25 protein-coding genes are annotated in these 22,361 nt (G+C 68.2%); 17 read left to right on the top strand and 8 right to left on the bottom strand.

Annotated features, from left to right (window positions below; genetic code table 11):
- The first annotated feature begins 34 nt into the window (after positions 1-34).
- The 3 genes from Tbon_RS13365 (at position 35) to Tbon_RS13375 (ending at position 2,803) form a co-directional block, all read left to right on the top strand.
- Positions 35-649, top strand: a complete 615-nt coding sequence (locus Tbon_RS13365; protein WP_192498010.1) for a nitroreductase family protein — start codon at positions 35-37, stop codon at positions 647-649.
- Positions 646-1,458 carry an inositol monophosphatase family protein gene (locus tag Tbon_RS13370; RefSeq protein ID WP_192498011.1) on the top strand — a complete coding sequence of 271 codons (813 nt, stop codon included), beginning with the start codon at positions 646-648 and terminating at the stop codon, positions 1,456-1,458. The genes Tbon_RS13365 and Tbon_RS13370 overlap by 4 nt, the downstream gene beginning before the upstream one ends.
- Positions 1,459-1,552: 94 nt before the next feature.
- Entirely contained in the window at positions 1,553-2,803 is a 1,251-nt protein-coding gene (locus Tbon_RS13375) for a competence/damage-inducible protein A (RefSeq protein ID WP_192498012.1), read from the top strand.
- Here the strand turns inward: Tbon_RS13375 and Tbon_RS13380 are convergent.
- Positions 2,779-3,327, bottom strand: a complete 549-nt coding sequence (locus Tbon_RS13380) for a hypothetical protein (protein ID WP_158068160.1) — start codon at positions 3,325-3,327, stop codon at positions 2,779-2,781. The two genes, Tbon_RS13375 and Tbon_RS13380, sit on opposite strands and share 25 nt — an antisense overlap.
- A 58-nt stretch (positions 3,328-3,385) precedes the next feature.
- Here Tbon_RS13380 and Tbon_RS13385 point away from each other — a divergent pair, with 58 nt between their 5' ends.
- The 6 genes from Tbon_RS13385 (at position 3,386) to Tbon_RS13410 (ending at position 7,318) form a co-directional block, all read left to right on the top strand.
- Positions 3,386-4,147 carry a sulfite exporter TauE/SafE family protein gene (locus Tbon_RS13385; protein ID WP_158068161.1) on the top strand — a complete coding sequence of 254 codons (762 nt, stop codon included), beginning with the start codon at positions 3,386-3,388 and terminating at the stop codon, positions 4,145-4,147.
- A gap of 67 nt (positions 4,148-4,214) precedes the next feature.
- Positions 4,215-4,499, top strand: a complete 285-nt coding sequence (locus Tbon_RS13390) for a muconolactone Delta-isomerase family protein (RefSeq protein WP_158068162.1) — start codon at positions 4,215-4,217, stop codon at positions 4,497-4,499.
- Positions 4,500-4,504: 5 nt separating this feature from the next.
- Positions 4,505-5,002, top strand: coding sequence for a flavin reductase family protein (locus Tbon_RS13395; protein ID WP_158068163.1), 498 nt, complete (start codon positions 4,505-4,507; stop codon positions 5,000-5,002).
- Positions 5,003-5,006: 4 nt separating this feature from the next.
- On the top strand, positions 5,007-5,318 hold the full coding sequence (locus tag Tbon_RS13400; protein ID WP_098503977.1) for a putative quinol monooxygenase: 312 nt from the start codon (positions 5,007-5,009) through the stop codon (positions 5,316-5,318).
- A gap of 73 nt (positions 5,319-5,391) precedes the next feature.
- Positions 5,392-6,120, top strand: coding sequence for a Rieske (2Fe-2S) protein (locus Tbon_RS13405; protein ID WP_158068164.1), 729 nt, complete (start codon positions 5,392-5,394; stop codon positions 6,118-6,120).
- Positions 6,121-6,163: 43 nt separating this feature from the next.
- Positions 6,164-7,318, top strand: coding sequence for an aminotransferase class V-fold PLP-dependent enzyme (locus Tbon_RS13410; protein WP_192498013.1), 1,155 nt, complete (start codon positions 6,164-6,166; stop codon positions 7,316-7,318).
- On the opposite strand, the gene Tbon_RS13415 is transcribed toward Tbon_RS13410, so the two are convergent.
- Positions 7,309-8,169 (bottom strand): 3-hydroxyacyl-CoA dehydrogenase family protein, encoded by an 861-nt coding sequence (locus tag Tbon_RS13415; protein ID WP_158068166.1) that lies wholly within the window; start codon positions 8,167-8,169, stop codon positions 7,309-7,311. The genes Tbon_RS13410 and Tbon_RS13415 overlap by 10 nt on opposite strands.
- A gap of 152 nt (positions 8,170-8,321) precedes the next feature.
- Here Tbon_RS13415 and Tbon_RS13420 point away from each other — a divergent pair, with 152 nt between their 5' ends.
- From Tbon_RS13420 to Tbon_RS13450, 7 genes are all read left to right on the top strand, one after another.
- Positions 8,322-10,073: a PEP-utilizing enzyme gene (locus tag Tbon_RS13420; RefSeq protein WP_158068167.1), complete on the top strand. Its 1,752-nt coding sequence runs from the start codon at positions 8,322-8,324 to the stop codon at positions 10,071-10,073.
- Positions 10,074-10,183: 110 nt separating this feature from the next.
- Positions 10,184-10,648 (top strand): FAS1-like dehydratase domain-containing protein, encoded by a 465-nt coding sequence (locus tag Tbon_RS13425; protein WP_158068168.1) that lies wholly within the window; start codon positions 10,184-10,186, stop codon positions 10,646-10,648.
- Positions 10,645-11,070 (top strand): hotdog family protein, encoded by a 426-nt coding sequence (locus tag Tbon_RS13430; RefSeq protein ID WP_158068169.1) that lies wholly within the window; start codon positions 10,645-10,647, stop codon positions 11,068-11,070. Before Tbon_RS13425 ends, Tbon_RS13430 begins: the two co-directional genes overlap by 4 nt.
- A gap of 69 nt (positions 11,071-11,139) precedes the next feature.
- On the top strand, positions 11,140-12,156 hold the full coding sequence (locus Tbon_RS13435; protein ID WP_158068170.1) for a pirin family protein: 1,017 nt from the start codon (positions 11,140-11,142) through the stop codon (positions 12,154-12,156).
- 33 nt (positions 12,157-12,189) lie between these two features.
- Positions 12,190-13,335 (top strand): CaiB/BaiF CoA transferase family protein, encoded by a 1,146-nt coding sequence (locus tag Tbon_RS13440; RefSeq protein ID WP_158068171.1) that lies wholly within the window; start codon positions 12,190-12,192, stop codon positions 13,333-13,335.
- A complete protein-coding gene (locus tag Tbon_RS13445; protein WP_158068172.1) occupies positions 13,332-13,808 on the top strand; it encodes a hypothetical protein in 477 nt (158 codons plus the stop codon). Before Tbon_RS13440 ends, Tbon_RS13445 begins: the two co-directional genes overlap by 4 nt.
- Positions 13,805-15,046, top strand: coding sequence for a CaiB/BaiF CoA transferase family protein (locus Tbon_RS13450; RefSeq protein ID WP_158068173.1), 1,242 nt, complete (start codon positions 13,805-13,807; stop codon positions 15,044-15,046). Before Tbon_RS13445 ends, Tbon_RS13450 begins: the two co-directional genes overlap by 4 nt.
- 7 nt (positions 15,047-15,053) lie before the next feature.
- On the opposite strand, the gene Tbon_RS13455 is transcribed toward Tbon_RS13450, so the two are convergent.
- From Tbon_RS13455 to Tbon_RS13475, 5 genes are read right to left on the bottom strand one after another with little or no spacing between them, the layout of a single operon-like run.
- Positions 15,054-16,184, bottom strand: a complete 1,131-nt coding sequence (locus Tbon_RS13455; protein WP_158068174.1) for a hypothetical protein — start codon at positions 16,182-16,184, stop codon at positions 15,054-15,056.
- Positions 16,181-17,458, bottom strand: coding sequence for a sulfate adenylyltransferase subunit 1 (locus tag Tbon_RS13460; protein ID WP_158068175.1), 1,278 nt, complete (start codon positions 17,456-17,458; stop codon positions 16,181-16,183). The genes Tbon_RS13455 and Tbon_RS13460 overlap by 4 nt, the downstream gene beginning before the upstream one ends.
- On the bottom strand, positions 17,458-18,366 hold the full coding sequence (gene cysD / locus Tbon_RS13465; protein WP_158068327.1) for a sulfate adenylyltransferase subunit CysD: 909 nt from the start codon (positions 18,364-18,366) through the stop codon (positions 17,458-17,460). Before cysD ends, Tbon_RS13460 begins: the two co-directional genes overlap by 1 nt.
- A gap of 14 nt (positions 18,367-18,380) precedes the next feature.
- Complete coding sequence (gene cysC, locus Tbon_RS13470) at positions 18,381-18,971, bottom strand: adenylyl-sulfate kinase (protein WP_225734649.1); 591 nt, start codon at positions 18,969-18,971, stop codon at positions 18,381-18,383.
- A gap of 25 nt (positions 18,972-18,996) precedes the next feature.
- On the bottom strand, positions 18,997-19,692 hold the full coding sequence (locus tag Tbon_RS13475) for a phosphoadenylyl-sulfate reductase (protein ID WP_158068177.1): 696 nt from the start codon (positions 19,690-19,692) through the stop codon (positions 18,997-18,999).
- Positions 19,693-19,838: 146 nt separating this feature from the next.
- Here Tbon_RS13475 and Tbon_RS13480 point away from each other — a divergent pair, with 146 nt between their 5' ends.
- Entirely contained in the window at positions 19,839-21,614 is a 1,776-nt protein-coding gene (locus tag Tbon_RS13480) for a nitrite/sulfite reductase (RefSeq protein ID WP_158068178.1), read from the top strand.
- 17 nt (positions 21,615-21,631) lie between these two features.
- On the opposite strand, the gene Tbon_RS13485 is transcribed toward Tbon_RS13480, so the two are convergent.
- Complete coding sequence (locus Tbon_RS13485) at positions 21,632-22,318, bottom strand: hypothetical protein (RefSeq protein ID WP_158068179.1); 687 nt, start codon at positions 22,316-22,318, stop codon at positions 21,632-21,634.
- Positions 22,319-22,361: the final 43 nt, after the last annotated feature.

Below are 22,361 nucleotides of genomic sequence, written 5' to 3' on the forward strand. Positions count from 1 at the left end.
GCTGCCGCGGCCAGGCGTGTGCCACCATGGGGGCGTGGACGAGCTGCTTCCTGCCATTCGTGACCGACGTGCAAGCCGGGCGTTCCGCCCGGAACCCGTTCCGGCTGCGGCACGCGACCTCCTCTGGGAGGCCGCAGCCCGCGCCCCCAGCCACGGCAACACCCAGCCGACACGCATCCTGGTCGCCGAGAGCGAGGCCGTTCGCGAACGACTGATCGCGGCCCTGAACGAGGGGAACCGCCACTGGGCACGCCACGCACCACTGCTCTTCGCGCTCGCCGCCAACCCGTCCCACGACATTGTGATCGAGGGCACCGACGGCAGCCGGCGCGAGCTCTATCCCCTCCACGTCGGGATCGCGCTTGGGAATCTGATGGCGCAGGCCACGGCCCTCAGCCTGGTCGCCCACCCGATGGCGGCATTCGATGAGGCCGCAGTGCGCGAAGTCTTCGGCTGCCCGGGGCAGGTCCGCATCCTGGCGGTTGTGGCCTGCGGGTATCCCGGCGACCCGGCCACGCTCCCGCCCGACCTCGCAGCCAAGGAGACGGCGCCCCAGCGGCGGCTTCCGCTGCAGCACCGGGTCGCGGTTGACCGCTGGGTCCCCGACCTCGAGGTGAGCCCCCGCGACCTCCGGAGGAAGGACGGGTGAGCGACGCTGACCTTCCGCGCTCGGCCGCAGGTGGCGATGCGCTTGAAATCGCGAGGCACTGCGCTCGTGTCGCCCGTGACATCATCCGGTCAGCAGCGAGCCATGCCGACGTGACCGCCGTCAAGGGGCGCGGCAATGTCGTGACTGCGACCGACCTTGCCGTCGAGCGCGCGGTCATGACCATTCTCCGGGAGCACTTCCCCGGGCACGCCATCCTGAGCGAGGAGACAGCCTCCGCCACGCCGACCGATGGCTGGACCTGGGTCATCGACCCGCTCGACGGCACGAAGAACTTCTCCCGCGGCATCGCCCATTTCGCGTTTACCCTCGCGCTCTGCGTCGATGACGAACCTGTCCTCGGGCTCACGACCCACCCGCTCCTCGGACTTGAAGTGGTCGCCATCGCAGGGGGCGGCTGCACAGTGGATGGCCACCGCGCCGTGCTGCGTCCCTGCCCCACGGTTGCGGACGCGGTCGTGGCGATGGACCTCGGCTACAACGCCGACCGCGCACGCCGGCAGATCGAGCTCGCGGCCCACCTCTGGCCGGGCATGCAGTCGCTGCGGATCCCGGGCTCGGCAGCGCTTGGATTTGCCGGGCTTGCCGCTGGCTGGTGGGACCTGTACCTCCACTCCGACCTGCAGCCGTGGGACCTCGCCGCCGGTCTGCTCATCGTGCGCGAAGCAGGCGGTGTGGTGCTGGCCCGCGATGGGACTCCCGCCGCGATGGCCAGCCGCGCGGTCATCGCCGGCACCGGGACGGCGGTGCGGGATGCGCTGGCCCGCGCCGGCGAACTCCCCGTGACGTGACCCTTTCGCGGCGGCGCAACAGCGGGCTGCCCCGCAGGCGCTCATTTCGCGGTGACCTTTCCCCGGGAGCTGCCCGCTCGTAGACTTGCGGGCCGTGAAGGCAGAAATCATCGCGATCGGCACCGAGATCCTGCTCGGCGAAATCGTTGACACCAATAGCGCCTTTATCGCCCAGCGGCTTCCGGAGCTGGGCATCGACCTCCTGTACACCTCGGTCGTGGGCGACAACCTCGGGCGGATTGTCGAGACGCTTGAACGGGCATGGAACCGCTCCGACCTCGTCATCACCACGGGCGGTCTCGGCCCGACTGACGACGACCTCACACGGGAGGGCGTCGCTCGCGTGCTCGGCGAGGAGCCGTACGTCGACCCTGCCCTCGAGCAGCGCCTCCGCGCATGGTTCGCCGGCCGCGGCTACCCGATGCCGGAGTCGAACATCAAGCAGGCGTGGCTAATCCCAAGCGCCCGGCCGATCGAGAACCCCCGAGGGACGGCCCCCGGCTGGTGGGTGGAACGCGACGGACACATCATCGTCTGCATGCCGGGAGTCCCCTCCGAAATGGAGCGAATGTGGACGAAGGAGGTCCAGCCCGAACTCGAACGGCGGTTTGCCGGCGAAGTGCTGGTCACCCGGACCCTGAAGACGGTGGGCATCGGTGAGGGGACGGTCGATGAAATGGCCCGGCCGCTGTACGCGACCCCGGGTATTGGTATCGGCACCTACGCCCGCGCCGACGGCGTCCACCTCCGCATCGGGGCGAAGGCGCGCACGCGCGAGGAGGCGTGGGAACGGATTCGGCCGGTGGAAGAGGCGCTCGAACGCATCTTCGGCGACGCTATTTGGGGCCGCGACGACGACACGTTCGAAGGCCACATCGCCGACCTGATGCACCAGCGGCGCGCCACTCTCGCAGTGATGGAATCCTGCACCGGGGGGCTGCTTTCGAGCACGCTCACCGATGTCCCGGGCGCCAGCTCGTACTTCGTCGCAGGGCTCGTTACCTACCAGACGGAGCAGAAGATCGCGTTCGGCGTCCCGGCGGAGGTCATCGCCGAGCACGGGGTAGTCTCGCAGGAGACTGCCCGGGCGATGGCCCTCGCGGTCCGTGAGCGCATCGGGACGGACTACGGAATCGGCATCACTGGTGTCGCCGGTCCTGACCCGCAGGACGGCATCCCGCCGGGGACCGTGCACGTCGCGGTCGCGACGCCGGACGGCGAGGCCTACGTCATCACCACCACAATGAACCAGGGACGCGCCGCCGTGAAGCGCCGTGCGGTGACGACCGCCATGCTGCTCCTCCGGCGGGCCCTGCTCGGTCAGCTTTCGGCCCGCCCGGCCTGAACACTCCCTGCGAGGAGCGGGACAGCCTCGGCCACCGAGCGGACGCGGACGATATTGCCGCCCTTGAGCCACCGGTTGCGCGGCCAGTCGACCAGGAACACCCGGGGGACGAGCTCCGCAACCCACCCCGCGGTGAACGGGTCATCCTCGAAATGCGCCTCGGGCTGGAGCTCCTGGATGACGCGCACCTTGAACTGCGCCGATGTCTCCTCGGCTGACGGCCGCATCCGCAGGTCGGGCACCCGCCCGAGGTAGCGCCGGAACCAGCGTTCGGTGAGCGGCCGAGCCTGCTCGCCGCGCGCCGTGACGACCACGACGTCGAACATGCCGGCGAGCTGTTCGAAAGCCTCCAGTGCGCCGGGCATCGGGCGACGGCCGAGGTACCGCCAGCGCTCGGTCAGCCAAAGGATGCCGGCATGCCCGCGGGCATCGCGGCCCTTGCCCTTCCCGCTGCCCGGGTTGATGCCGAACGGCGGCCTGCAGAGCACACCATCGAGGTCGAAGGTGAGGAGCCGGCGAGCCATGCCGCCAGCCTACCGCCTCTGGCGCATACGGGCCGCGTTTGCCAGCGTAGGGCATCGCATGGACCTCCAGAGTGCAGCCGGCCTCGCCGCAGCGGCATTCGCCGCCGGGGCAATCAACGCTGTCGCGGGCGGTGGCTCCCTGGTGAGCTTTCCCGCGCTCCTGGCAGCGGGGTACCCGTCCAAAGCCGCAAACGTGACCAACACCGTCGCGCTCTGGCCCGGCTACGTCGGCGGGAGCATCGGATACCGCGGCGAACTCCGCCGCCAGCGCGGCCGGGCTGTCGTCCTGGCGGCACCCGCCATCCTCGGCTCGCTGGCCGGGTCAGCCATCCTCCTGCTCACACCCGACTCGGCCTTCGATGCGGTCGTCCCGTTCCTCATCCTGTTCGCCTGCGGCGTGATGGCATTCCAGGGGCCGCTCTCGCGGGTGGCCCGCCGGGCGCATCCGCCCCCGGGGAGCCAGGCGCGGGTATCGCCGCAGCTCGTCGCCGTTGTGTTCGTCCTGGCCATCTACGGCGCCTACTTCGGCGGCGGACTTGGCATCATCATGCTTGCGGCGCTCGCCATCCTCCTGCCCGACGATCTCCAGCATTCGAACGCCCTGAAGGGGCTGCTCTCTGTGGTCATCAACTTCGTTGCCGTTGCGTACTTCGTCCTGTTCGGGCCAGTCATCTGGGAGGCTGTGGTGGTGATGGCGGCCGGCTCCCTCGCAGGGGGGTACCTCGGCGTCGGGCTGGCCCGCAGGCTCGGGCAGCGGTGGCTCCGGGTCGCGGTGATCGCCTACGGCACGGCAGCTGCCCTGGTCCTGCTGGTCCGTTAGCGCCGCCGCATCGCCCCAGGGGTTCGGCGCAGCTATACTTCCATCCACGTCACCCCAGGAGCCCATCATGCTGTTTTCAGTCCGGCTGGTTTCCCGGCAGCCGCACGATATGCCGCCCGAGCAGTGGCAGGCGCTTGTCAGCGAGCAGCTCCGCGCGGTCCGCGCCCAGTACGACCAGGGCAAGATCCGCGCCCTGTACCGTGAAGCCGGCGTGGGCGTCCTCGCGATCTATGACGCCGCCGACGCCCGCGAAATGGACACCCTCATCGCATCCCTGCCGCTGGCCCGGTACTTCGTCGAGACGACGGTCCACGCCCTCTGGGACATGGTGCCGTCGTTGCCCCCCGCGTAGGCTGCATGTCCGCCACACTCTCGCTGGACGACTTTAAAGGCGCGCTGGGCTCCTGGGCCTCGGGCGTCACCGTCGTCACCACCGAACTCAACGGGATGGTGTACGGCATCACGGTCTCCAGCTTCTCCTCGCTCTCGGTCGACCCCGTGCTGGTCCTGGTCAGCCTCGCCGATACGAACCACCTGCCCCGGATGATCCGCGAATCGGGCCGCTTCGCCGTCAGCATCCTCTCGGCCGGGCAGGAGGATGTCTCGCGGTACTTCGCCACCTCCGGCCGTGAGCCGGCGGCATCGTTCGATCCGGCGGTCCCCACTGAAACCTGGGTGACCGGCTGTCCGCTCATCCCGGGCGCTATCGCACACATCGACTGCGAGCTCCACCAGGCGCTGCCCGGCGGCGACCACACCATCGTCATCGGGCGGGTCGTCGGCGCCCGGTTCGACCCGGAGCGCGCCCCGCTCATCTACTTCCGCCGCGCATACCGCTCTCTCGCGGAGGGCTGAACCCATGGCTGTCAAGGTCGTCATCGAACGGCGGGTCCTCCCCGGACACGAACGGAATGTGCTGGAGCTGCTTCGGCAGCTGCGCATCCGCTGCCTCGACGAGCCCGGCTACATCTCGGGTGAGACGCTCCGCGACAGCGAGGACCCGCACAACCTCGTCGTCATCAGCACCTGGTTCGGCCTCGGCGACTGGAAGCGCTGGTCCCAGTCGCCGGACCGGCGGGAATTTGAATCCCGCATCCGCCAGCACCTGGCTGCGCCGGAGCGCGTCAGGGTTTTGCTCGAGGGGCTCTCGGAACAGCTGTCCGGTGCGTGATCTGCTCACCCGGTCAGCCGAAACTTTGCGCAATTCTGCACAAGCGGGGTAGTATCCCGTCGGAGGTTTGGCTGTGTCACCTGCGCTGGCTTTCCTTGGCGTTTCGATCCTCGGCACGTGGGGCATCGCAAGCATCGGCCTCATCGCCGGCGGCATCATCCTGCTCTTCTTCCCGGGCGATCCCGTCACCGCGTCGGACAACACGCTCGGGGGCATCGTGCTCCTGGTTGCCGGCCTCGTTTCCGGTGGGCTGATGCAGGTTGTCGTTTCGCCCCTCCTCGGGCTCGATGCGCCGGTGCCCATCCGGGCGAAGGAGATCAAGCCGCACGCCGCAATGACCCGCTGGGCAAAGGTCGGCCTCCTGCGCGACTTCCCCGACGGCCTCCCGAAGGAGGTCCGCGCCCGGGCCCAGCGCGTCGTGATCATCCGCACCGGCGATAAGGTCCACGCGCTGAGTGCCCTCTGCTCACACGCGCGGTTGCCGCTCGCCGGGTTCCCGGGGTCGCCGATCCGGCCCGAGCCGATCAAAGACAACTGCGTCATGTGCCCCTTCCACGGGGCCCGGTTCGACATCGAAACCGGGAAAGTTGTCCGCCAGCCGTTCTCGAGCCAGTTCAACGCTGAGCACCCCTTCCTGGGCGGCATTCAATCGAAGCTCTTCAAGCTCCTCCGCTTCATCCCGATGCCGTACCAGGCCTTCCCGGTCCCGAAGTTCGCCCGCCCGACCCTCACCGCCGAGGACATGCAGACCTACCCGGTGAAAGTCGAAAACGGCGAGGTGTACGTCGCCCTCCCCCGGTAGAAGCACCTTCCGCGCAGCGCACTCATCGGGCATGCTCCATGGCATGCCCGATTTGCTTTCCTGGCGTTCACGCTTCCCCATCCTCGCCCGCAAGACCTACCTCATCAACAACTCATTAGGCGCGATGCCCGATTCGGTGCCCGGAGCGTTCGCCGAATACACCCGCCTGTGGGCAGAGGAAGGCGTTATCGCCTGGGATACCTGGCTGCCGCAGGTCGCCGCCGTAGCCTCCATTCTTGAGGACATCATCCGGGCCCCGCGGGGCTCGATGACCATGTGCCAGAACGTCACCAACGCGCTCGCGGAGATTCTCTCGTGCCTGGAGTACGAACCGCCGCGCAACCGTCTCATCGCCTGCGCCGGCGAATTCCCCACCGTCGAATACCTGCTCGATGGGCAGCGCTCCTGCGGTGCTGAAGTTGTTCGGATCGGCAGCGACCCGCTTACCTTCCCGGCAGAGCAGCTCATCGAGGCGATTGACCACCGCACACTCCTCGTCGTCGTCTCGCATGTGCTCTTCCGGACCGCCGAGCTGGTCGACGTACGCCCAATCGTGGAGCGCGCCCACGAGTACGGCGCGATGGTCGTCCTCGATGCCTACCAGTCGATGGGCTCGGTGCCGTTCGATGTCGTCGAGCTGGGTGTCGACTTCCTTGTCGGCGGCTCAGTCAAGTGGCTGTGCGGCGGACCCGGCGCCGGGTACCTGTACGTCCGTCCCGACCTGGTGGATAGGCTCGAACCGCGCATGGCCGGCTGGTTCTCGCACGCCCGCCCGTTCGGGTTCGAACCGCCGCCGATCGTCTACGCGCCGGGCATTGGGCGGTTTACGGGCGGGACACCGAACATGCCGGCCTATTACCAGGCGCGCGAGGGTTACCGGATTATCCGTGAGGTCGGGGTCGAAGCGATCCGCGAGAAGGCCCGCCACCAGACGTCGCTGCTCATCGAAGGTGCGCTCGCCCGGGGGTTCATCGTCCGCACGCCGCTGGAGTTCGAGCGGCGCGGCAACCACGTAACGGTCGACCTCCCCCGCGCCGAGCAGGTGAAGGACGAACTGGTCCGCCGCGGGTTCGTCGTGGATTACCGGCCCGGGGCCGGCATCCGCATCGCGCCGCACTTCTACAACACGGACGACGAGTGCCGCGCCATCATCGAGGAAACGGCGGCGATTTGCTCAGAGCTCGGGACTCAGGTGTAGCGGAAGAACCCGCGCCCGGTTTTTCTGCCAAGGTAACCGAGGCTCACCAGGCGGCGGAGCAGCGTTGGCGCTTTGAACCGCGGCTCGCCGTACTCCTCGAACATGCTCTCCGCTATCGCTTTCAGGGTATCGAGCCCGATCAGGTCGGCGGTGGCCAGCGGCCCCATGGCATGGTTTAGCCCGACCCGGCAGGCGAGGTCGATATCCTCCGCCGACGCCACGCCGGTCTGAAGCAATTCGATCGCATCGAAGATGAAGGGGACGAGCAGCCGGTTCGCGATAAAGCCAGGCGTGTCCTTGACCTGCACGGTCACACGGTCGAGCTGCTGGCACAGCTGGAGCGCGTCCTGCAGGGTCTCCTCCGTGGTCGAGGCCGTCGAAACGATTTCGACCAGCTTGAGCGCCCATGGCGGATTGAAGAAGTGGAGTCCGATGACCCGCTCGGGCCGTCCGGAGGCTGCTGCGAGGTCGCTCAGGGGCAGCGAGCTGGTATTGCTGGCGAGGAGGGCGTCCGGCCGGCACACCCTGCCGAGCTGGCGGAAGATGCGGGTCTTAACCTCAAGGTCCTCGACCACCGCTTCGATGACAGCCTCGGCGCGGGCGACCGACGTCAGCTCGTCGATATCCGCCGACCCGCGGAGGCGATGCGCAGCGGCCTCGGCCGCCTCAGCGCTGATGCGGCCCCGCTCCGCCTCGCGCTGCAGCCTGCCCTTAATCGCCTCAATCGCCCGGTCGACGCGCGCCTGGTTGACGTCAACGAGCGTGACGTCAAGGCCATGGTACGCCGCGACCTGTGCGATCCCGCTCCCCATCAGCCCTCCCCCAATCACGCCGATCTTCTCGACCCGCATCGCAGCCCCCTTCGAACTATGGATGAATACGCTCGATCTATCGCAGGGCGTCGCGCTCCGGTCAAACTGGCCGGCCGGCCAGCCAACCCCTTCGCAAGCGGCGAACAACCCGCTACCATCCGGCCGCACCAACGCCACACAGGGGCAGGGAGATGGAGCAGATTCGCTGGATCGAAGACCCGCCGTACAACCCGAAAGCGTCGTTTTGGACCCGGGCCAATGTCGGTGAAGTGCTGCCCGAACCGCCGAGCCCGGCCGGCTGGGAACTCGTCTTCAGCAATGGCGGCACCGTCCGCGGCTGGCGCGACTGCGCCGTGAACCGCCTCGGCATCGATGAAGAAGAGCTGGACCCGGACCCGAACCGGTGCGACTTCATCGGGCTCATCGGCGGCTACGGCTACCTGAACGCGACCTGGATCCGGGTCTGGGGCGAGCGGACGCCGGGGATGTCGGCCGCCGCCATCGATGCCGCGTACTTCGGCGACCACCCCGACGTGCCGCCCTACGTGAAAGAGCCCTGGCACGAGAACCCACGCACCACGGCCGTGATGGAGAAGTGGCTCGGCTGGGTGCTCGGCGACATGGACCAGTCGGAACTTGAGGCTGACCGGCAGCTCGCCCGGCAGATTCGCGCCGAGCGGCCCGACCTGACAAAGCTCACCGATGTGGAGCTCATCGAGCGGGCCATCTCCATGCGCCCATACTGCCGACGGATGTTCGACCAGCACATCAACCAGAGCGGCGCTTCGGCGATTGGTCCCGGCGCCATCGCCGCGATCTGTGCCGCCATCGGCAGGCCGGCGGACGCCATGAAGTTGATCGCCGGGCTCGGCGGGGTCGACTCAGCGGCGCCTTCCTACGCCATGTGGGAGCTGAGCCGCATGGTCAGGGCTTCCGAAGAGCTGACCCGGCTGTTTGACCAGGGGCCATCCGGACTGTACGAGCGGCTCCGAACGTCCGGCCGTCCCGATGCCGAGAAGTTCCTCGCAGCCTTCGCCGACTTCCTCGCCGAATACGGCTCCCGCGGTCCGAACGAGTGGGACGTGATGGCGGACACGTGGGAGACCAACCCCGACATCGCGCTTGCAGCCATCGACCGGATGCGGCTGAGCGGCGATGAGGGTTCGCCGGCGCGCAAGAATGCCGAGCGGGTCGCGGAGCGTGAGCGGATTCGAAATGAGATCCGCGAGGCCCTCGCCGGCGACCCCGACACGCTCGCCCAGTTCGACGCAGCGATGAAAAGCGCGCTCACCTTCGTGCCCGGCCGCGAGCGCTCGAAGACCAACATCGTCCGCGTCATCGAAGAGACGCGCATGGCACTGCGCGAACTCGGACGGCGGGCCGTCGAACGCGGCCACCTCGACCGGCCGCAGGACCTCTGCCTGCTCTTCGAGGATGAGCTGCGGGCCTACGCTGAGGGCCGGCTCGGCGACCTGCACGAACTCGTCGAGCCGCGCCGGCGCTACTACGAGTGGCTGCTCTCGCTCGAGCCGCCGTTCATCATCAACGGTCCGCCGCCGCCGAACACCACCTGGCGGCGCAGGACGGAGCACGAGGCCAAGGCCGCGCGGCCGGGCGATGTCATCCAGGGTCTGCCGGGCTGCCCCGGTAAGGCGCGGGGAACCGCCCGCGTCGTCCTCGACCCGCTCGACCCCACTGTCCTGGAGCCCGGAGACATCCTCGTCGCGCCGATGACCGACCCGGCCTGGACTCCGCTCTTCGTGCCTGCGGCCGGTGTCGTCGTCGATGTCGGCGCGACGCTCAGCCACGCGATCATCGTCAGCCGGGAGCTGGGCATCCCCTGCGTCGTCTCGGCCACGGACGCGACCAAGCGTATCCCGGACGGCGCCACCATCGAGGTCGACGGCGATACCGGCGCGGTGACCGTGATCAGCGTCCCCTGAGCGCCCTGCCACTCCCGGAATGCTGGAAAAGCTGGCAGACTACGGGCACCCCGATTCCCCCGCCGGCGGTGCCCCTGCCTGCCGGGCTGCCGGCGACCAGTGGAGGATGCATGGCAATCCCTGAACAGAGCCTGATCACCGACGAGCATCGAGCCGTCATCGGACGGAAGAGCGAGCCGGTCACGGTCACGATCCGCGAGGAGGACGCCCGCCGCATGCGCGACGTCCTCGGCGACCGTGACCCCCGCTATGCCGACGGGACTGGCATCGCCCCGCCCTACGTCATCGCGATGCTGGCCGGCGGCCCCCGCCGCGGCATGCCGCAGATTCTCCCGAGCGGCCTGCTCACGCAGCAGGAGTGGCGCTTCACCCGTCCCTTCCGTATCGGCGAACAGCTGCAGGCCGTTTCCCAGGTCTACGACATCCGCGACCGGCTCGGCGGCCGCTATGGCTACAGCGTGCTCGTCACCCAGGGCACCGACTTCTACGACGCCGACGGCAACCACGTGGCCGCGGCCATGATCACCATCACGCAGTTTGACCCGAAGATGGCAGCGGGCGGGAGCGACGAATGAGCCAGCGGTACTTCGAAGACGTGAACATCGACGATGAGCTCGAGCCGCTCGAGCGTGTCCCCACGACCGATATGGCCATCGACTTTTTCGGGCGCGACAACCCCACCAACCCCGCATTTGCCGATGCCGAAGCCGGGAAACGGCTCGGCGTCGGCGGCGCCCTCGTCCCCGGCCTGCTGAAACTCGCCTGGATCACCCAGTACGTGTCCGACTGGGCCGGAACCGAAAGCATGGTCCGCAGCGTGCGCGCGGCCTACCGGCGCCCTGACGTTGCCGACCGGCCGCTGGTGCTGGCCGGCAGGGTCGTCGAGAAGCGCGTGGAGGATGGGGCGCACCTTGTGGAGCTGGAAGTCGTCACACTCGCCGAGGGCCAGCCGAGCACCCGGGCGAACGTGCAGATCCAGCTCCCTTCCAGGTCCTGAACCCGGGGCGGACGGCGGCCTCCGCAACCTGCTAGGCTGGTAGTTGCAATCGCAACGAAGGAGGCCGCCGTGCCCGCCGTTTCCGTCGAGAATCTCCTCGCCCTCCCGCGGGTCGACCGGCTTGCGCCCGGCGCACGCCCGCGCCCCGTCTACCTTGTCGTCACGGCACCGACGTACCTCGAAGGCGAAGGCTTCCAGGTGCGGCGGCCGTTCCCCGGGCTCGACCTCGGCATCGCCGACCCCTTCCTCCTCCTCGACCACATCGGCGCCGTCGAGTACGCCCCGGGCGAGGCCAAAGGAGCGCCGTGGCACCCCCACCGCGGCTTTGAAACCGTGACCTACATGATCGACGGCGCCCTGGAACACCACGATTCCACGGGCGGAGGCGGGTACATCACCGACGGCGCGACCCAGTGGATGACGGCCGGGGCGGGCATCCTTCACGACGAAGTGCCGCCCGCATGGCTCGTCCAGAAAGGTGGCCTGTTCCACGGCGTTCAGCTCTGGGTCAACCTCCCCGCGGCGATGAAGTGGACTCCGCCGCGCTACCAGGACATCGACGCCGGCAGGGTGACGCTCCTCGCCTCGTTCGATGGCGGCGCGCTCATCCGCCTCATCGCGGGGGAGCTGGGCGGGTATTCCGGACCGGGCGTAACGTTCACCCCCATCACCTGTGCCCACGTCACCCTGTACCCCGGGTCGCGGCTCGAAGTGCCGTGGCGGCCGGACTTCAACGCGCTCGCGTACGCACTCAACGGGCGCGGCCGGGCCGGGACTGAGCGCCGGCCGTTCGGCGAGGGCCAGCTGGTGGTCTTCGGCAACGGCGACGGCATGGTCATCGAGGCGGACGACGTACAGGATTCGCGGGCGCCGCAGCTTGATGTCCTTATCCTCGGCGGGCGGCCGATTCGCGAGCCCATCGTCTTTCACGGCCCGTTTGTCATGAACTCGCGCGACGAAATCGTGCAGGCGATTCGTGATTTCCACGCCGGCCGCATGGGGCAGATTCCGCCGACGCGGATCGATTTTTCGAAACTGCACGGCGACGGCGGCCCGGCTGTCCGAGCACAGCACCCCGGGGGATGAGGTCAGCGGTGCGCCCGCGTAAGATGAGGCGCCGTGAGCCGCCCCCTCGAAGGCCTCCGTGTTGTTGAATTCGGCACCTTCGTCTCTGCTCCGTACTGCGGCAAGCTGTTCGCCGGCTACGGAGCCGAAGTGATCAAGGTCGAGCCGCCCGGCGGTGACATCGCCCGGGCCCACGGCCCCTTCCCGGGCGGCAAACCGAACCCCGAGGCGAGCGCCCTTTTTCTCTACCTCAACACCGGCAAGCAGTCGGTCGTTCTCGACCCGCGCGAGCCGGCTGACCGCGAACGCCTGCTCCGCCTCATCGCAACGGCCGACGTGCTCATCGAGAACTATCGGCCTGCCGACCTGCGCGCGCTCGGGCTCGACTTCGCCACGCTTGCGGAGCGCAACCCCCGGCTGGTGATGGTCTCCATCACGCCCTTCGGACAAAGCGGACCCTACGCCGACTACCGCGGCAACAACCTCATCGCCTTCGCCATGGGTGGTCAGATGTACATCACCGGAACACTCGAGGGAGGACCGCTAAAGAACGGCGGCTACCAGGCCGACTACCAGGGCGGGCTCAACGCCTTTTCGGCGGCGATGCTCGCCGTCCTCGCGGCCGAGCGGGACGGCGTCGGCCAGCACGTCGATATCTCAATCCAGCGGTGCATGGCGCCGATCCTCGAAGCCTCGGTACCGTACTTCTGCTATCTCGGGCAGTGGAGCGGCATCCGGCGGGGCAATCACATGGCCAGCTTCATCGGCATCTACCCCTGTGCCGACGGGCATATCGGCATCCACCTGATGCCGCGCAACTGGAAGCCCTTCCTCGAGGTCATCGGCCGGCCCGACCTGGGGGAGGACCCGCGGTTCGCCACTCAGGCCGACCGCGTCCAGCACAACGATGAGCTGATGGCCGAGCTGTACGCCTGGGCTGCAACCGAAACGAAGCACGACCTTTACCGCCGGGCCGGCGCGGGGCGCGCGCCGATCGCCTTCGTGCACACGATGCAGGACCTCATCGAGAGCCCGCAGCTCAACGCGAGGGGGTTCCTCCAGCGCATCGACCACCCGGTGGCGGGGGAGGCGGTCTACCCCGGGCCGCCGTGGTGGATGGGCCCCGGCGACTGGGACGCCGGGCGCGCCCCCTTGCTGGGCGAACACACGAACGTCGTCCTGGAGAGCATTGGAGCATGAACGAGCGCGAACGGGTCGCCCGGGCGGCGGCCTTCTTCGAGCAGTGCGACGACCTCGCGCTCCTGCACCGCCTCACGGCGGAGGCTGCGCCACGCGCCCGGAAGTACGTCGCATCGCTGCTCGCCCGCGGCGACGAGGATACGATCCCGCCGCCGGCGGAGCTGCGGCCGGCCCGGGAGGCGGCCGACCGCGACGAGGCGCTCGAGACCTTCCGCAAAACTGACGATTTCGCCCTTTTCCAGGTGCTGGCCCGTTCCATCGGCCGCCGCATCGAGGCGCTCGAGATCATCGCCAGCGCCGAATTCCCGCCCGGCGCCCGCGTCCTCGTACCCCGCAGGGCCGGGTATCCGGCCGGTACGCCCGAACTGCCCGGCACGGTCGAACAGACCGGCACCCAGCTGACCGTCGCGCTCGATACCGGCGAGGTGTGGCAGGGGCCGCCCAGCCTCGCGCGCAGGGAGGGCGCCAGATGACGCAGCCCCTCGCCGGAATCCGGGTGGTCGACCTGACGATGGTCTGGGCCGGGCCGATGGGCACCCGGCTGCTCGGCGACTACGGCGCCGAAGTTATCAAGGTCGAGAGCCCGCGCCAGTGGGACCTGCTCCGCGCGCTTGGGCTTATCCCGCGGGACGTCCCCCGCTGGTACAACCGGTCGGCCTACTTCAACCACAACAACCGGAACAAGTACGCCATCTCCCTCGACCTCGCCCATCCGCTGGGGCGCGAAACCGTGCTCGCGCTCTGCGCGAAAGCCGACGTGCTCGTCGAGAACTACCGCTCCGACGTGATGGACAACCTCGGACTGAGCTACGAGGTGGTCCGCGCCGTGAATCCGAACATCATTTATGTCTCCATGTCGGGACACGGCAAAACGGGGCCGGAAAAGAACTACGTCGCCTACGGCTCCAACGTCGAGCAGCTGGCCGGGCTCGTTTCTATCTCCGGGTACGAGGACGGCGAGCCGATGAAGACGGGATTCAGCTACGGCGACCCCATGGCCGCGACGGCGCTCGTCGGTGCCGTCGCCATGGCGCTGCGCAAGCGGCGGCTGACCGGGGCCGGCTGTTACGTCGAGCTGGCTCAGCGGGAGAACCTTACGATGTTCGTCGGCGAACACCTGGTCGGCTACTCGCTGACCGGCGAGCTCCCGCGTCCGATGGGGAATCGCCATCCTCACCACGCGCCCCACAATGTCTACCGCTGCGCCGGCGAAGACCGCTGGGTCGCCATCGCCTGCGAATCCGACGAGCAGTTCCAGGCGCTCTGCCGGGTGATGCGCCGGCCCGAACTCGCCGAAGACCCCCGCCTTGCGGCCGCCGCCGCCCGCAAGCAGCACGAGCACGAACTCGACCCGGAGATCGAAGCCTGGACGCGCCAGCGCGGACACCACGAGGCGATGCACCTCCTCCAGCGGGCCGGAGTGCCGGCCGGAGCCGTGCTCACCACGCCGGAGCTCGTCGCCGACCCCCACCTCAGGGCAACGGGCGCCTGGGTGGAGCACACCCACCCCGACGCCGGCACCTGGGAGATGGAGGCGCCGCCCTGGGTCCTGTCGCGGACGCCCGGCCACATCCGGCTCCCGGCCCCCGGGTTTGCCGAGCACAACGACTACGTGTTCCGTGAGCTCCTTGGGCTCGATGATGCTCGCATCGCGGAGCTGTACCGCGCGGGGGTTGCGGCCGACGTCCCCGACGAGTCGCTCCACCGCTAGGCCCGGGTCACAGGAGGACCAGGATGAGCGGAACCGCGACGATGGCAGCCAGGAACAGCCCGAGGTGCCGCTCGCTCCGCGTAACGTGGTGCGCCAGCCTGAGGATCGCCCGTGCGTACGGCCCGTAGGCCAGCGTGAGGATGACCAGCGACACGGCAGCTACCGATACCATCTCGGTAAGCACCACCGTGAACGCCGCTGCCCCGCCCAGGATGAGGGCGCCTGCCAGCGTGTCGATGAAGGTGGTGATGTTGGCGCCCATCACGTACGGAAGGACCTGCTCACGCTTGAGGTAACCCTTGAGGCTCAGCGGCACGAGCAGCGTCAGCGAAATCGACACGCTCATCGTCATGGATGTGACCACGCCACCGATGAAGAACATGAACCAGCGCGAGCGCATGCGGTGGAGCAGGCGGTCGAAGCTGCTCGACCCGGCCTCGAGCTGCGGGAGCGCCCGGTCGAAGACGGCGAAACTTCCGAGGAGCACGAGGACGCCGAGGCCGAACATTCCGCCACCCGGAAGCTGCCGGTCGAGCCAGCGGACCGGGTCGCCGTAGAGCGCATCGACCCAGTCGAGCATGCCCGGTGGCGGCGTGAACTGGAACCGGTCGAGCCAGCCGTAATGGAGCGAGACAAGGCCCAGCAGAATGGCCGGCCCCTGCGTCGTGAAGGTCGTGAGCAGCGCGATGACGCCGATGGCGAGGCTGTCTGGGTTGCGGCGCCGGGCGAGGTAGAGCACGAACCCGACGGCCAGCACGATGAACGAGGCCCCAAGCCGCGACCCGCCAATGATGCCGAACGACTCGGCAGGTGTGAGGACGCCGCCTGCGAGCAGCGTCACACCGATCGCCGCGACGGGCGAACCGCTCATGGCGGCGTATGCGAGGAGCCACCCGAAACCGACCGCGTTCGCCGGCCCCGAAACACTGAGACCGTCGAGAACGGGAACGAGCGCCCTGGCGCCGGTTTTCAGGACCTGGAGCCCGAAAATGAACAGCAGGATACCGGCGGTGGCCGCGGCTGCCCTGGTCGCCGGGATGGCAACCCGTGCCGCACCCCTCCGGCTCGCCCGGCCTGGCGCGGCCTCGAGCTCCACGGCAGGCCGCTCCAGCGCCTTGCGCCCGGGCACGCCGTTCATGCGGCGCCAGCCGGCACGGGAGCGTGAATCGCGCGGATCATTCCGGCGCCGGTCGTATGACGCGTCGCCGGGTCGATGATGATGAATGCCCCGGTTTCGCGATTCGCGGCGTACTCGTCGGCAACGATCGGCTCCATAAGCCGGAACCGCACGCGGCCGATATCGTTCAGCCCGAGGGCAGAGGGTTCAGGCACCCGCGCGAGCGCCTCGATATCCATCCGGTCGATGAGCGCCTCAACGACGGCCCGCGTGCGGCGCGTCGTGTGCTTGATGAGCACCTGCCGGCCGGGTTCGAGCGCCGAGAGATCGGTCATCCAGCACACGTCAGCTTCGAACTGCGTAGCCGGCAAAACCGGATCACTGGCTGCAACGAACATCGCGCCGCGGCCGGCGTCGAGTTCATCACTGAGCCGGATCACGACCGCGTCGCCTGCCCTGGCCTCCTCGACGGCCTCCTGGAACCGGTCAATCGCCGCCACCCGTGTGGTCGCGCCGAGGGGCAGCACCCGTACGGGGTCTCCAATGCGGACCCTCCCGGCGGCGACGGTTCCGGCGTAACCGCGGTAGTCAGGGAACTCGCGTGACTGCGGCCGAATGACGTACTGCACCGGGAAGCGGAAGGGCGCGTCCAGCCCTCGGTTAGGCACCTCGACGGTTTCGAGGAACTCCAGCAGCGTGGGTCCCTCGTACCAGTCCAGCGATGGGGACCGGTGGACCAGGTTCGCCCCTTCGAGAGCGGCAAGCGGAATGACCGTCACGCTCTCGATGCCAAGCTGAGCCGCGACGCCGCGGTACTGGGCCTCCACCTCGCGGAAGCGGGCTTCCGACCAGTCGACGAGGTCCATCTTGTTGACGCACAGGACGACATGGTGAATGCCGAGCAGCGCAGCCAGTGCGGAGTGCCGGCGGGTTTGCTCAACGACTCCCTTGCGCGCATCGACCAGGATGAGCGCGAGTTGGGCAGTTGACGCGCCGGTCACCATGTTTCGCGTGTACTGCACATGGCCGGGGGAATCCGCGATGATGAACTTTCGCCGGGGCGTGGCGAAGTACCGGTACGCTACGTCAATGGTGATCCCCTGCTCGCGCTCGGCGCGCAGGCCATCGGTGAGAAGCGCAAGGTTCAGTTCATCGAGCCCCTGCGCCTGGCTGGCCCGTTCGATGCTCGCCAGGGTGTCTTCGAAAACCTGGCGCGTGTCGTAGAGGAGCCGCCCAATGAGCGTGCTCTTGCCGTCATCGACGGAGCCGGCGGTCACGAACCGGAGCAGGTCCATTAGAAGTACCCCTCCCGCTTCCGGTCTTCCATCGCCGCATCTGAGAACTGGTCGTCGGCGCGGCTGGCTCCGCGCTCGGTGACCCGGGCAGTGGCAACCTCGGCGATAATCTCCTGGACGGTCCGGGCCGTAGACCGGATCGCGGCGGTGCAGGTCATGTCGCCGACCGTCCGGTAGCGCACCGTTTCCACGAACGGGCGCTCATGCGGCAGCATCGGCAGGTAGGGGCTGACCGCCATCAGCATGCCGTCGCGCTGGAACACTTCGCGCTCATGGGCGAAGTAGATGGATGGAATCTGGAGCCCCTCCCGGGCGATGTAGCGCCAAACGTCCAGCTCGGTCCAGTTCGACAGCGGAAACACGCGCATGTGCTCGCCGCGGAGATGCAGGCCGTTATAGAGGTTCCAGAGTTCGGGGCGCTGGTTTCTTGGGTCCCATTGCCCGAACTCATCCCGGAAGGAGAAGACCCGCTCCTTGGCGCGAGCCTTTTCTTCGTCACGCCGGGCCCCGCCGATCGCCGCGTCAAACTGGTGGCGGGCGATCGCGGCAAGGAGCACCGGGGTCTGCAGCCGGTTCCGCGAGGCCCGCGGCCCGCGCTCTTCCTGGACCCACCCTTCGTCGATCGCCTCCTGGACCGAGGCAACGACCAGCCGCGCCTTCAGCTCGGCGATGCGGCGGTCGCGGAACTCGATCACCTCGGGGAAGTTGTGGCCGGTATCGACGTGCATCACGGTGAACGGGAAGCGGGCCGGCCAGAAGGCCTTCTCCGCGAGGCGGAGCAGGACGATCGAATCCTTGCCGCCCGAGAAGAGCAGTGCCGGCCGTTCGAATTCGGCCGCCACTTCGCGCAGGATGAAGATGGCCTCGGCCTCGAGCTGGTCGAGGCCCGGGTCGTGGTCGACGGGCATCACCGCCTGGGCCGTCACGCGCCCACCTCCGCCGCCGCGGGGATCAGCCCGCGCCCTTCGAGCAATCGGACGAGGGCGGCGAGGCTCTCCTCGACCGACTGGACGCCGGTATCGAGCCGGAGTTCCGGCGCCTCAGGCGGCTCGTACGGGTCATCGATACCGGTGAAGCCGGGCCGCCGACCGGCGCGCGCCTCGGCGTACAGCCCCTTCACGTCCCGCGCTTCGCACGCCTCCAGCGAGGCCGCAAGGTGCACTTCCAGGAATGGCACGCCGTCGGCCGTGATCAGCTCACGCGCACGCTCGCGCGTCTCCCGGTAGGGCGAGATTGCGGCCGTGATGACCGCGACGCCATTCCGTGCGAGCAGCCGGGCAACGTACGCAATGCGGAGGATATTGGTATCGCGGTCATCCCGGCTGAAGCCGAGTCCCTTCGACAGATGGGTTCGTACCTCGTCGCCGTCGAGCACTTCCACCTTGAGCCCCCGTTCGCGGAGGAGCGGGGCAAGGCCCGCGGTCAGCGTTGACTTGCCGGCGCCCGACAGCCCCGTCAACCAGAGCACAAATCCGCGCGATTGGTCGGTCATGTTCCTGCCTTTGTCTGTCACGGGATGATGAAGCGGGTGGCCCCGGTCAGGTGTGCAGCCCGCATTCGTCTTTCTCGAAGCCCTGCCAGCGGCCGGCCCGCCCCTGGACGCCGGGCACGGTGCAGTTGTAACAGCCGATGCTCGCGTAGCCGCGGTCGAGGAGCGGGTTGTACGGGACCTTGTGCTCGAGGATGTACGCCCAGGTCTGCTTCTCGGACCAGTTCGCCAGAGGGTTGATTTTCACCACGCCGAACTTTTCCGCCCACGAGATGATGGGGATCGCGGCCCGGCCCTCGGACTGGTCGCGGCGGAGCCCGCTGACCCAGGCCGTCCTGCCCTCCAGCGCCCGGCGGTTCGGCTCCACCTTCCGGAGCTCGCAGCAGAGGTCAGGGTCACGCATCCAGAGGGCCGCGCCGTACTGCCGGGCCTGCTCTTCGTGCGTCAGCTTCGACTTGTAGACCTGGACGTTGGTGAGCCCGAGGGCCGGCACAGCGCGGCGCATCGTCTCGTACGTCTCTTCGAAAAGGTAATCGGTATCGAGCACAAAGACGTGCACGTCCGGCTTGAGCCGCGACACCATGTGGAGGATGGCCATTCCGCTGGCGCCGCCGAAACTCGCGCCGACCGACAGCCCATCCCCAAAAGTATCGACCGCCCACTCGACGATGGCCTGAGGCTGGGCCGACTCAAACCGTTCGTTGAGCGCGGCAATCTCGGCATCGCTCAGGACTCGGGAGGGCATGGCAGCTCCTTAGATGAGTAACTGGGTCAACTTTATGCACCGTCCCGCTTGCAGTCAACAGGGTAAGTTGATAGATTCAGTCAGCTTTCCAGTCGGAAGGCCCCCGGCGGCGTCGCCGGGAGACCACCCCGGGAAGGGTCATCGCCATGCCCGACGTCGAGACCGTCGTCTACACCAACGAACCCGGCCGCGTGCTGCCCGTGCTCGAGCAGGAGCTCGAGGACTTCAAGACCGAGGCCGCGCGCTTCCTCAAGGGTGAGTGGGATGAGGCCCAGTTCATCGGCTTCCGCCTGAAGCAGGGCGTCTACGGACAGCGCCAGCCGAACGTCCAGATGATCCGGGTAAAGCTCCCCTTCGGCGGCGTCACGCCCGAGCAAATGGAGGCGTTCGCCGAGGTAGCGGAAAAGTACGCCCCGCTGCGGAAGGGCCACATCACCACCCGCCAGAACATCCAGTTCCACCACATCCCGCTGCTCAAGGCCGCAGAAGCCCTGTTCGTGCTGGGGCGGGCAGGCCTTTCAACCCGGGAGGCGTGCGGCAACACCGTAAGGAACGTGACCGGGGACCCGTGGGCCGGCATCCAGGAGGGCGAACCGTTCGACCCGACCCCGTATGCAGCCGCCTTCGCCCGCCGCTGGCTGCGGAACCCGCTGACCCAGCTCCTGCCACGGAAGTTCAAGGTCGCCTTCACCGCCAACGACAGGGACCACGCCATCACAGGAATCCACGACCTCGGCTTCATTCCCCGGGTCAGGGATGGCGTGCGCGGGTTCACCATGGTCGTCGGCGGCGGCCTGAGCACGATGCCGCGCAAGGCGCCGGTGCTGTTCGAGTTTGTCCCGGTCGACGAGTACCTGAAGGTCTCCGAGGCCGTCCTTCGCATCTTCAACCGCGCCGATGAGCTCCGAAAAAACCGCGCCAAGGCGCGCATCAAGTTCCTCGTCGACCGGGTCGGTATCGACGAATTCCGCCGGATGGTCGAAGAGGAGCTGAGGGGCGACTGGACCGCCGGACGCGACTTCCGCCCCGACCCGCTCCTCTTCGTCCACGACGAAGAAGCGAACGCACCCGCCCGGCGCCCGCACTATCAGCAGCCGAACGGCGACCACCGGGAATTCACCGCATTCGTTGCCGCCAACGTTCGGCCACAGAAGCAGCAGGGGTTCAGCGCGGTCGAAGTCAAAGTGAATCGCGGCGATCTGCGGCCGGAGCAATTCCGCGGCCTGGCTGCCATCATGCGGGAGTACACCGGCGGCTACGCCCGGACGACCATCGGGCAGAACATCGTGCTCCGCTGGGTCCGGGATGAAAGCCTCTACGAGGTCTACTCCCGGCTGAAGGAGCTCGGGCTGGCGGACATTGGCGCCCAGACCATTACCGACGTCGTGAGCTGCCCGGGGACCGACAGCTGCAAGCTCGGCATCACGTCGTCGATGGGCCTCAACCAGGCTGTCCAGGAGCGCGTTGAGGCGATGCAGATCACCGACCCGCTCACAAAGCAGATCCACATCAAGATGAGCGGCTGCCCGAACAGCTGCGGGCAACACCACATCGCCACTATCGGGTTCCACGGCGCGGCCATGAAGGTCGGCGACCACCAGCTCCCGGCCTACCATGTCTTCCTCGGCGGCAACTATGACAACGGCGAGCTGCGGATGGCGCAGCAGCTAAAAGTGCGCCTGCCCGCGAAACGGGGGCCCGATGCCGTCGAACGGTTCATCCGCCTGTACGAAGCCGAGCGTCTGCCGGGCGAGACGTTCAATGCCTTCTTCGACCGAGTCGGCCCTGAGCCGTTCGAACGCGCCATCGCAGACCTCTGCATCCCCGGCGAGTTCACGGAGGACAACCGCGGCATGTTCATCGACTGGAACCGGCTCGAACTCTACCGCCTGCAGCGCGGCGAAGGAGAGTGCGCCGTCTAAAGCCGGCTGCAGCCCTGTCAGCTCCCGCGCAGATTGGCCCAGGCGACCTCGAACGGGAGCCCGCCGGCCTGCGCCGCTTCGAGGAGCGCGCGTCGCTGGCGCTCGGCCGGGAGCCGCGCCAGGTAGACCGAAGGATTCGCACTCACCTCCTGCGCGAACCATTCGTGCCGGACGATCACGCCGCAGAACGCCTCGAAGATTGCGTCCCGGTCGAGGTAGTTCTCGAAGACGAAGAGCGAAATGTCGTCCAGCGCGTCCTCGTCCCCGGCAGCCGCAAGCCGGTCAACGATGTCGCCCAGCCAGTCGGCGGTCCGCTCCCATTCAACCGCTGCGCCCGGGCAGCCCCGGGCCTCCATCGCCTCAAGTGAGGCCATGAGGACCACGAGAAAGGTCGGCAGCCGGCGGGCATCGAAGCCTTCGCGCGCCAGTTCGGCCCAGCGCGCATCGTCGTCGCAGGTGCCCTCGGGTGCCAGAACAGGAATGGCGCCCGCGAGTTCGTTCGCCTCGGCATCCGGCAGGGTCCGGATCCAGTCGCGGACGACGGCCGGCTCGACATCGGCCAGATTGATGACCGAAAGCGCGGCCAGCCGCCGTTCGGGCGAGCCGTCCTGGACCTCGGCCACCAGCTCGGGCGTCGTCATCCGGCGCATCCGGCCCTCGTGCGCCTGCCACCCCTCGTACTCTGGCGGTAGCCGTCGTTCCATCGTTCCTTCAATTCCTCAATGCCAAAGGATAGCGGCCGCCGCC

The sequence above is a fragment of the Tepidiforma bonchosmolovskayae genome (genome assembly GCF_008838325.1).
In the GTDB taxonomy this organism is placed as follows: domain Bacteria; phylum Chloroflexota; class Dehalococcoidia; order Tepidiformales; family Tepidiformaceae; genus Tepidiforma; species Tepidiforma bonchosmolovskayae.